Source organism: Streptomyces sp. NPDC088730, from assembly GCF_044751215.1.
Taxonomy (GTDB): Bacteria; Actinomycetota; Actinomycetes; order Streptomycetales; family Streptomycetaceae; genus Streptomyces.
Genome location: NZ_JBIVLK010000007.1, coordinates 421889 through 431941, shown reverse-complemented (window position 1 = coordinate 431941; position 10053 = coordinate 421889). Strand labels below are relative to the sequence as shown.

Annotated in this window: 10 protein-coding genes; 6 read left to right on the top strand and 4 right to left on the bottom strand. The window is 71.2% G+C overall.

The annotated features are described in order from the left end of the window. Window positions 1–714: electron transfer flavoprotein subunit alpha/FixB family protein (locus ACIP89_RS23430; RefSeq protein WP_402116498.1), on the top strand; the 714-nt coding region annotated here is incomplete at its 5' end. A 170-nt stretch (window positions 715–884) separates the two neighbouring features. Continuing rightward, on the top strand, window positions 885–2186 hold the full coding sequence (locus tag ACIP89_RS23425; RefSeq protein ID WP_402116497.1) for a DUF6986 family protein: 1302 nt from the start codon (window positions 885–887) through the stop codon (window positions 2184–2186). A gap of 26 nt (window positions 2187–2212) precedes the next feature. Here the strand turns inward: ACIP89_RS23425 and ACIP89_RS23420 are convergent, their stop codons facing one another. Continuing rightward, the gene (locus ACIP89_RS23420; RefSeq protein WP_401929397.1) at window positions 2213–3241 is read right to left on the bottom strand and encodes a LacI family DNA-binding transcriptional regulator; all 1029 of its coding nucleotides are present in this window, start codon (window positions 3239–3241) and stop codon (window positions 2213–2215) included. A 183-nt stretch (window positions 3242–3424) separates the two neighbouring features. Here ACIP89_RS23420 and ACIP89_RS23415 point away from each other — a divergent pair, with 183 nt between their 5' ends. Then, window positions 3425–4381 (top strand): ROK family protein, encoded by a 957-nt coding sequence (locus ACIP89_RS23415; RefSeq protein ID WP_402116495.1) that lies wholly within the window; start codon window positions 3425–3427, stop codon window positions 4379–4381. 108 nt (window positions 4382–4489) lie between these two features. On the opposite strand, the gene ACIP89_RS23410 is transcribed toward ACIP89_RS23415, so the two are convergent. Both ACIP89_RS23410 and ACIP89_RS23405 read right to left on the bottom strand, forming a co-directional pair. Further along, window positions 4490–6538 carry an NPCBM/NEW2 domain-containing protein gene (locus ACIP89_RS23410; protein WP_402116494.1) on the bottom strand — a complete coding sequence of 683 codons (2049 nt, stop codon included), beginning with the start codon at window positions 6536–6538 and terminating at the stop codon, window positions 4490–4492. A gap of 297 nt (window positions 6539–6835) precedes the next feature. Next, the gene (locus ACIP89_RS23405; RefSeq protein WP_402116492.1) at window positions 6836–7066 is read right to left on the bottom strand and encodes a hypothetical protein; all 231 of its coding nucleotides are present in this window, start codon (window positions 7064–7066) and stop codon (window positions 6836–6838) included. 51 nt (window positions 7067–7117) lie between these two features. On the opposite strand from ACIP89_RS23405, the gene ACIP89_RS23400 reads away from it, so the two are divergent. Further along, window positions 7118–7384, top strand: coding sequence for a hypothetical protein (locus ACIP89_RS23400; RefSeq protein WP_401927917.1), 267 nt, complete (start codon window positions 7118–7120; stop codon window positions 7382–7384). A 109-nt stretch (window positions 7385–7493) separates the two neighbouring features. On the opposite strand, the gene ACIP89_RS23395 is transcribed toward ACIP89_RS23400, so the two are convergent. After that, a complete protein-coding gene (locus tag ACIP89_RS23395) occupies window positions 7494–7670 on the bottom strand; it encodes a hypothetical protein (RefSeq protein WP_199884506.1) in 177 nt (58 codons plus the stop codon). A 272-nt stretch (window positions 7671–7942) separates the two neighbouring features. Here ACIP89_RS23395 and ACIP89_RS23390 point away from each other — a divergent pair, with 272 nt between their 5' ends. Both ACIP89_RS23390 and ACIP89_RS23385 read left to right on the top strand, forming a co-directional pair. After that, a complete protein-coding gene (locus tag ACIP89_RS23390) occupies window positions 7943–8746 on the top strand; it encodes an alpha/beta fold hydrolase (RefSeq protein ID WP_401929389.1) in 804 nt (267 codons plus the stop codon). After that, window positions 8746–10017 carry a PP2C family protein-serine/threonine phosphatase gene (locus ACIP89_RS23385; protein ID WP_402116491.1) on the top strand — a complete coding sequence of 424 codons (1272 nt, stop codon included), beginning with the start codon at window positions 8746–8748 and terminating at the stop codon, window positions 10015–10017. Before ACIP89_RS23390 ends, ACIP89_RS23385 begins: the two co-directional genes overlap by 1 nt. The last annotated feature ends 36 nt before the right edge of the window (window positions 10018–10053 follow it).

Sequence of the window (10053 nt, the reverse complement as noted above, 5' to 3'; positions counted from 1 at the left end):
TCGCCGGTTGCCGTGCTGCTGCCTTCCTCTGCGGAGGCCAAGGAGATCGCGGCGCGTCTCGCGGTGCGTCTCGGTTCCGGGGTGATCACGGATGCTGTTGATCTGGAAGCCGGTGATCAGGGGCCGGTTGCCACGCAGGCCGTGTTCGCCGCCTCGTACACGACCAGGTCGCGTGTTTCCAGGGGTGTTCCGGTGGTGACGGTCAAGCCGAACTCGGCTCCGGTCGAGGCGGCTCCGGCGGCCGGTGCGGTCGAGGTTCTCGCGGTGTCCTTCTCGGAGCGGGCCACCGGTACGAAGGTCGTCTCGCGTACTCCGCGTGAGTCGACGGGGCGTCCGGAGCTGACCGAGGCGGCGATCGTGGTCTCGGGCGGCCGTGGGGTCAACGGTGCGGAGAACTTCGCGGTCATCGAGGCGCTCGCGGACTCGCTCGGTGCCGCGGTGGGTGCTTCGCGGGCGGCGGTCGACGCGGGCTGGTACCCGCATACCAACCAGGTCGGCCAGACGGGCAAGTCGGTCTCGCCGCAGCTGTACATCGCCTCGGGTATCTCGGGTGCGATCCAGCACCGGGCGGGCATGCAGACCTCGAAGACGATCGTCGCGGTCAACAAGGACGCCGAGGCCCCGATCTTCGACCTCGTCGACTACGGCGTCGTGGGCGATCTCTTCGACGTCGTCCCCCAGCTCACCGAAGAGATCAACGCCCGCAAGGGCTGACCCCTCGTACGACACGCACGACCAACGGCCCGGGGCCGCACGGTGAACACACCGCGCGGCCCCGCGCCGTTTCCGATCACCATTGACGCGGGTACGGCGGCCTTATAACTTCACTATACGGATTGTTGATTCCGGGAAGCGGAAACAACGAGAGTGTGGAGGGTGCGGAAATGGGTCAGCAGGAGACGGTGGCGACGAGTCTCGCCGGAGCGGTCAGCGACGGGATCAGCGCCTCCCTCACGGAAGTGGACGCCGAACTCGCGCGCCGCTACCCCGGCGACCCCGGGACCCGCCAGCCCGTCCACACGGTCTACGTACCGGGGGACAACACCTTCACCGCCGGCACCATCCGTTCCTGGGGCGACCAGGCGCTGAAGGCGCTCGACGAGCACGCCCCCGACGCGGCCTCCCTCGCCTCGGTTCTCGGCATCCCGGACGAGCTCGCCGCGGCCGTCCACGACCGGGTGCGCGCCAAGCTGGAGCGGGAGCCGGTAGAAGACCTGCGGATCGACTTCGAGGACGGCTACGGTCCCCGCTCCGACGCAGAGGAGGACGAGGCCGCGGCCCGCGCGGCCCGGCTGGTCGCCGACGCGTACGCCAACGGCACGGCCGCCCCGTACATGGGCATCCGGATGAAGTGCATGGAAGCCGCCGTGCGGGACCGGTCCATCCGCACCACGGACGTCTTCCTCACCGGCCTGATGCGTGCCGGCGGGCTTCCGGACGGGCTGGTGCTCACCCTGCCGAAGGTGACCTACCCGGAACAGGTCACCGCGTTCGTCCGCCTCCTCGAAGCCTTCGAGGAGGCGCACGGCCTGCCCGCCGGACGGATCGGCTTCGAGATCCAGATCGAGACCAGCCAGTCCATCCTGGCCGCCGACGGCACCGCCGCGGTCGCCCGGATGATCGACGCGGCGCAGGGCCGCGCGACCGGTCTGCACTACGGCACGTTCGATTACAGCGCCTGCGTCGGCGTCAGCGCCGCCTACCAGGCGAGTGACCATCCGGCGGCCGACCACGCGAAGGCCGTCATGCAGGTGGCCGCCGCCGGCACCGGCGTACGGGTCTCCGACGGCTCGACCAACGTCCTCCCCGTCGGCCGGAGCGCGCAGGTCCACGAAGCCTGGCGGCTGCACTACGGACTGACCCGGCGCGCTCTGGCGCGCGCCTACTACCAGGGCTGGGACATGCACCCGGCCCATCTGCCGACCCGCTACGCGGCCGTCTACACCTTCTACCGCGAGGGCCTGGAACAGGCCGCGGCCCGGCTCGCCGCGTACGTGGCGAAGGCGGGCGGCGACGTGATGGACGAACCCGCCACCGCCAAGGCCCTCAGCGGCTACCTGCTGCGCGGCATCGACTGCGGAGCGCTGGACACCGCGGAGGTGGCCCGGCTGACCGGGCTGACCCGCGCGGACCTGGACGGCTTCGCCTCACCGCGGCGCGGCGGGCTGACGGTCACCGCGCCGTAGCGGCCGCCGCCCCCGGCGGCCGCAGCTCAGGACGGCCGCAGCTCGCCGGAACCGCGTGCGATGAGCCTGGTGGGGAGCTCCACCCGCACCGGGGCGTGGTCGGCGCCGTCGAGGCGGCGGAAGAGGTGCTCGGCCGCGGTGCGGCCGACCGCCGCGGCGTCCTGGGAGATGACGGTGATACCGAGCAGATCCGCCAGCTCGATGTCGTCGAAACCGACCAGGGCGACCGGCCGCTCCCGGTCGGCCAGGACCCGTACCGCGGTCACCGTCACCCGGTTGTTGCCCGAGAAGAGCGCGGTGACCGGCTCCGGGCCGGAGAGCATCGTCTCGGCCGCCAGGCGGACCCGCTCGGGCTCCGTGGAGCCCAGGGAGACCCAGGAGTCCCGCACCGTTATCCCGGCGTCCGTCATGGCGGTGTGATACCCGCGCAGCCGCTCGGTGGCGGTGTGGATGCGGGGCTGGTCGCCGATGAAGCCGATCCGCCGGTGGCCGTGCGCGATCAGATGGGCGACGCCCTGGCGCGCGCCGCCGAAGCTGTCGGAGAGCACCATGTCGGCATCGATCCGGCCCGCCGGACGGTCCACGAAGACGGTCGCGATGCCGGCCTTTATCTCCTGCTCCAGATAACGGTGGTCGTCGCCGGCCGGGATCACGATGAGGCCGTCGACCCGGCGCGCGCACAGCGCGAGGACGAGCTCCTGCTCGCGCTCCGGGTCCTCGGCGCTCGAACCGTTGATGAGCAGCGCGCCGTGCGCGCGTGCGACCTCCTCCACCGCGCGGCTCAGCGGCCCGTAGAAGGGGTCCGCGAGATCCTCCAGGACGAGGCCGATGGAGGCGGTGCGGCCCTTGCGCAGCACCCGCGCGCTGTCGTTGCGGCGGAAGCCCAGCGCGTCGATGGCCTCCTGCACCCGGCGCTCGGTGTCGGGTGTGACGCCCGGCTCGCTGTTGACCACCCGGGAGACCGTCTTGAGCCCTACTCCGGCGCGTGCGGCCACGTCCTTCATGGTCGGCCGGTTGCCGTAACGGGGCTCGGGGTGACGGGTGGTCTCGGCCACGGTGCGCTGTCCTGTCGTCGGGTGCGGGCGGTCCGGCGGGACCGCGGAGAGTACCGCGTGGGGGCGCCGGAGGCTGTGGCCTTGAGCATAGGCCCTGGACAACGTTGTCAGCTGAATGGAGACTATGCAGACTATTCACTGAAGCCGCAGGTCCCGCCCCCTCACCATCCGGAGCCCACACCGATGCATACCGACCTCGTAGCCGCGCTGGACATCGGCGGCACCAAGATCGCCGGAGCGTTGGTCGACGGCAGCGGCAAGCTCCTCGTACGCGCGCAGCGCCCGACGCCCGCCCGCGAGAGCGGGGAGAAGGTGATGGAGGCGGTCGCGGACGTACTCGCCGAGCTGACCTGCTCCCCGCTGTGGGGACGGGCGTCGGCCGTCGGGATCGGCAGCGCGGGTCCGGTGGACGCCTCCGCCGGGACGGTCAGCCCGGTCAACGTGCCCGGCTGGCGCGACTTCCCGCTGGTGGAGCGGGTGAGCCGGGCGACCGGCGGGCTGCCGGTCGAGCTGGTCGGTGACGGGGTCGCGATGACGGCGGCCGAGCACTGGCTGGGCGCGGCCCGCGGCTACGACAACGCGCTGTGCATGGTCGTCTCGACCGGCGTCGGCGGCGGGCTCGTCCTCGGCGGCGCACTCCGCCCCGGCCCGAGCGGCAACGCGGGTCACATCGGCCACATCAGCGTCGACCTGGACGGCGACCCCTGCCCGTGCGGTTCGCGCGGCTGCGTCGAGCGCATCGCCAGCGGCCCCAACATCGCCCGCCGGGCCCTGGAGAGCGGCTGGCTGCCCGGTCCGGACGGCGACGCCTCCGCCGCGGCGGTCGCGGCCGCCGCGAGGGCGGGGGACCCTTCGGCGGTGGCCTCCTTCGAGCGGGCCGCGCAGGCCCTGGCCGCGGGCATCGCCGCGACGGCGACCCTGGTCGAGATCGACATCGCGGTGATCGGCGGGGGAGTGGCCGGTGCGGGTGACGTCCTGTTCGCCCCGCTGCGCGGCGCCCTGCGCCGCTACGCCACGCTCTCGTTCGTCCAGCAGCTGGCCGTGGCGCCCGCGGTCATGGGCAACGACGCGGGACTGGTGGGCGCGGCCGCCGCGGCGTTCGCGGCCCGCACAGGCGCGGAAGGCGTGGTTCCGGTCTAGTGCCGCTCCCGGCGGACACGGCCGGGGAGGAGCGCCGGGCCGTGTCCCGTGAACACGGCCCGGCGCCCGGTCCGGTGCCCTCCACACGGAGGGCGCCCGGCTTCCCGGTCAGCAGGTGATCCGGAGATCCCCCCAGTCCGCGTGGTCGGAGTCGTCGCCGTCCCCGCCGTCGGTGACGACGAGACGGACGACCTGTGCGCCGGTCACGTCCGCCGAGAGGGGCTGCGCCTGCATCGCGTTGGTCAGCACCCCGGTGGAGGCCGCCTTCGTGCCGTCCGCCCAGATCTCGAAGGCCACGCTCCCCTTGGCGCCCTTCTCGTCGTCCACACCGACCCGGGCCGTCACGGTGCCGCACGCGCCGCCCGCGTAGTACTCGACGGTGCTGGCCGCGTGCACGCCCAGTCCCTTCGCGTACACCTCGCCGCCGATGGTGAGCGGGTTCCCGTCGCCCGCGGCGCTCTCACCGTTGCTGGTGTCCTTCTCGACCGGCCCGTAGCCGTTGGAGGCGGACAGCCGCGGCAGATCGCTCAGGTAGCCGCCGCCGGCCGGTGGCGGCACCACCACATGGGCCTGGAAGGGCACCGAGGACCGGACCCGTTTACCGGTGGGGGAGCGGTACTGCGCGGTGAGTGCCAGGTCGTATGTGCCGGTCGCCGCGCCGGCCGGGGGCGTCACCCGCCAGCGCGTGGTCAGCGCCCGTCCGGTGGGCAGCGCGGCGGCGGTCGTCGCCGAACCGGCCTTGACCTTCCAGCCCGACGGTCCCGTGAGGGCCGCCGAGACGTTCAGCGCGGGGGTGCGGCCCAGGTCGGTCACCGTGGTCGTCAGCTCGGCCGTGTGTCCGGCCTCGACCAGCGGGCTGCCCTTCAGGCCCAGCTCGGTGGCCGGGGGATGCGAGGCCCACGCGTCGCCGGCGGTCACGCGCAGCAGCACGGTGCCGTGCGCCGGAACGGTCGCCGAGATGTCGCCCGCGGTGTTGTAGTCCGTGTGCTCCCACAGGTCGCGCATCGTGTAGGCGGCCGCTCGCGGTAAGCCCGCCGCCGCTGCCGTCGTCGAGATCCGCTGTGCGCTCCCGGTCTCGTTGAAGAGCGCCACCGCCCGGCTGCCGTCCCGCAGTTCCTTGGCGACGACCCAGCGCCCCTCGTCGGAGGAGAGCACGGTTCCCTGCTTGCCCAGTGGGTCCTGGTCGACCGCGATGACCTCGTGGTTGGAGAGGATGTCGAACGTCTCGGGCGTCGCCTTGCGCAGATCGGAGCCGATGAGCAGCGGCGCGGCCATCACCGACCACATGGAGAAGTGGGTGCGGTACTCGGTGTCCGTCATCCCGCCGTTCCCGACCTCCAGCATGTCGGGGTCGTTCCAGTGCCCCGGTCCCGCCGCCGAGGCCAGCGGCAGGTTCTGCTTCATGATCGACAGCATGCTGCTCCAGCTGTCGTTGATGTCGCCCGTCGTGCGCCAGAGGTTGCCGAGGTCCGCCGCCCATTCCCAGGGCTTGTTCTCCCCCCATTCGCAGATGCTGTAGACGATGGGCCGGCCGGTCGCGGCAAGCGCGTCCCGCATCGTCGTATAGCGCTCCTTCGCGTCGACGCCCTGGTTGTTGCAGTTGTCGTACTTGAGGTAGTCGACGCCCCAGTCCGCGAACTGCTGCGCGTCGCTGTACTCATGGCCGAGTGCGCCGGGAAGCCCGACACTGTCGCAGGTCTTCGTGCCCGCGCTGGTGTAGATGCCGAGCTTCAGGCCCTTTGAGTGGACGTAGTCCGCTACGGCTTTGATGCCGTTCGGGAACCGCACCGGATCGGCCTCCAGCTTGCCGTCCGCATTGCGCTGCGGGACGGCCCAGCAGTCATCCAGATTGATGTACTGGTAGCCGGCGTCCTTGAGGCCCTTCTCGACGAAGATGTCCGCGATGCCCTTCACCATCGACTCGTCGAACTCGGCCCGGCAATGGGTCGAGTTCCAGTTGTTGAACCCCATGGGCGGTGTGAGAGCGAGACCGTTGTCCGCCTTCGCACCCGCCGCGGACGCCGGGGCGGGCGCGGGTCCCGGGGAGTCCGCGGCGGCGGGAAAGGCGATCCCCGCCGCACACAGGAGGCCTGCGGTCAGCACTCCGATGACTCTGCGAGGGCCGGTGCGGGTTGTGCGGGATGGAAGATGACGCATCGTTACGTTCCTCCGGACTCGTACCGAATCACGTGTCTGCATGTGCACGCCAATACGAGCGATTACGTTAGAGCGTGTTGAAGTATGTTGGAAGAGGGGTGATGTGGTTGTTCGGTATCTCGTCAAAACCCTTGACTGGCACCCCTGTTGGGAGTGTGATCCAGGCGCACGTTCGGTTGTGTTGGGTTGCCTTCCGGAGGAGGGGGCCTGGCGCGCTCGCGCGACAGGCCGGACGCGCGAGTGATCGTCACCCGGTTCCGGCGAGCCGCCGGGGGTACGGGAGGCGGCGGTCCCCGTTCATCGGTGGAACAGCGCCTGGACCGTCTGGGCGGCCTGCTCGTGCAGCCAGGGGTGGGCGTGGCCGTTGTCGTACCGCTGGTGCCACACGAGGTGGAGCGGGATGGCGGGCATCTGTACCGGCAGTGGCAGCGTGGGCAGGCCGAGCCGCTCGGCCTCGGGCAGGTCCGTCCGGGACGGGGTCTGCCCCCAAGCGTCCAGGGCGACGGGACCTGCCTCCGATCGAGTCACACGGGCCCGCCGACCGAGGAAGTTGTCAGTGGTCGGTGCGATCCTGCTGGCATGGACGAGATCATGCGGCGGCGCGTGTACGGCGCCGACCACGACGACCCCGACCCGGGGCCCCGGCCGGGGCATGTCTACCGGGAGCTGGTGGGCGGCCCCCTCGACGGGCTGCTGCTGGACGTGACGGGCTGGACGGACGTCGCCCTCGCGGACGGCTCCGCCCTGATCACCGAGATCGGCTCCTACGGGGCCGGCGGCAGGGCCGAGTACGGACCGAGGCCGAACGATCCGTACAAGTGGGACTGGCGGGGCGACATGCCCTGAGGGACAGGCATGTGCCGCGCGTCCCCGGCTGCCGCGCTCCGGCACCCGGGCCGGCTCCGGGCGTCCGGAGCCGGATGGGTGGTGCTCCGGCACCCGGGCGGCTTGGCGCTCAACGGCCCCGGTCCGGATGCTGCTGCGGCACGACCACCAGGAACGCGTCCTGTTCCAGATCCATCACGACCTCGGCCGCGACACCCTCGCCGCGGCGGGCCGCCGCGAACTCCTCCGCCGGCCAACTGCCCCGCGGGCCTCCTGCGGGGAACTGCTCAAGCACGGTGCGAAGCACGGTTCAACCCCCTGTCGTTCGTTCTGCTGTCCGCTCCAACGACGTCCGGGCCGTCCCCGTCACGGCCTGCGCGGACGCCGCTCCCCGTACCGGTCTCCGCCGGCCGGCCACTCTCGGTGGCCAGCACCGGAACGCGGCCGTTGACGCTGAGCACCTGATCGTGGCGCCAGGTGTCCGTGTGCTCCCGCCTCGGTCACTACGGCCGGGATCCCAGGAGGACAACGAAGCCCTGGCCCACGGTGGGGTGAGAAAGGGATGGGAGACTGGCCGGTATGGATATCCGCCGCAGGAACAACGTCACCGTCACCGGCTGTGTGGACGGGCCGGTGCTCCTACTGGCGCACGGGTTCGGCTGTGACCAGAACATGTGGCGCCTGGTGCTCCCCGCTCTGGCCGAGGACTTCCGCGTGGTGCTGTTCGACTACGTGGGCTCGGGCCGGGCGGACCCCTCGGCCTGGGACGAGCGGCGCTACAGCTCGCTGGAGGGCTACGCGCAGGACGTACTGGAGGTCTGCGAGGAGCTGGATCTGCGGGATGTGACCTTTGTCGGACATTCGGTCAGCGCGATGGTCGGGGTCCTCGCCGCGGCGAAGGCGCCACGGTGTTTCTCCCGCCTGGTCATGGTCGCCCCCTCGCCGCGCTACGTCGACGAGGACGGGTACCGGGGCGGGTTCAGCGCGGACGACATCGATGAGCTGCTGGAGTCGCTGGAGTCGAACTATCTGGGATGGTCGGCGGCGATGGCCCCGGTGATCATGGGGAACGCGGACCGGCCGGAACTCGGCGAGGAGCTGGCGACATCGTTCTGCGCGACCGACCCGGACATAGCCCGGGTCTTCGCCCGCACGACGTTCCTGTCCGACAGCCGCGCCGATCTCAAGACGGTCACGGTGCCGACGCTGGTGCTGGAGTGCACGCAGGACGTGATCGCACCCCGCGAGGTCGGCGCCTACGTCCACGCTGCGATCCCCGGCAGCCGTCTGGTGACGCTGGAGGCGACGGGGCACTGTCCGCAGCTGAGCGCGCCGCAGGCCACCGCTGAGACGATCATCGACTTCGCCGGAGCAGGCCGTTGATGTGCCGCACCGGTCAGGCACCCGAGCCGGGCGAGGAGCAGGACGTCGGCGCCACCGACGCGGTGTTCACGTCACTGCTGGAGGACAGTGCGGAGGAGTTGTACGAGCAGGCTCCGTGCGGGTACCTGTCGACGCTGATGGACGGCACCATCGCGAAGATCAACGCCACGCTGCTGGAGTGGGTGGGACTGGACCGCTCCCAGGTCGTGGGCCGCATGCGGTTCGCCGACCTGCTCACGATGGGCGGCAAGCTCTACCACGAGACCCACTTCGCACCGATGCTGCAGATGAAGGGCGAAGTCAGCGGAGTCGCCCTGGAAATCAAGGGTGCCGGCAAGCAGCGCATCCCGGTGCTGGTCACCTCGAAGGTGAAGGTGAGCGAGAACGGCGAACCGCTGCTGATCCGCACCACTGTCTTCGACGCCCGCGACCGCCGCGCCTACGAATCCGAACTGCTGCGCGGGCGTAAGGCGGCCGAGGAAGCACGCCGGCAGGCGGAGGCCGACCGTGAACGGCTTCAGGAAGCCCTCGCCGTCCTCCAGCAGAACCTGCTGCCCTCCGCGCTCCCCGCGATTCCGGGCCTGGAGGCCGGTTCCTACTACCACATGGCCTCCCCGGACCTGCTCGGCGGAGACTTCTACGACCTGTTCCCCCTGGGCGCCGAGCGGTGGGCGTTCTTCCTCGGCGACGTATGTGGCAAAGGCCCCCAGGCCGCCGCGGTCACCTCACTGACCCGCTACACCCTGCGGGCCGCCGCCCTCCACGAGCCTGACCCCATTGCCGTGCTGAGCACCCTGAACACCGTGCTCCACGAGCGGTACACCAGCGGCGACACCCGCTACTGCACCGCCATCTACGGCATCCTGGAGCTGGAGGGCGACCACGTCAGTGTTCACCTGGCCGCAGGCGGCCATCCCTCCGCGCTGCTCCGGCGCGCGGACGGCACGGCGGAGTTCCTGCCCACACCGGGCGGGATGCTGATCGGCGCCCTGCCGGCAGCGCAGTTCACGGCTGCCCGCACCAGGCTGGCGCCCGGCGACACCCTGCTGCTCTACACCGACGGCCTGACCGAGGCCCGCATCGGACCCGAGCGTGAGCTCTACGGGGAGGACGCCCTGCGCGACTTCGTCGCCGACCAGCCCTCAGCGGAACCACAGGCCCTGATCACTGCCCTGAGCGGTCTGCTCGCTTCCTTCGGTGACGGCCTCGACGACGACACCGCGCTGCTCGCCCTCGGCGTGCCCGCCCCGCTTCCGGCCCCCCGCGAGTGAAGACCTGAAATGAACCGCTGACGATCACCTCCCGAG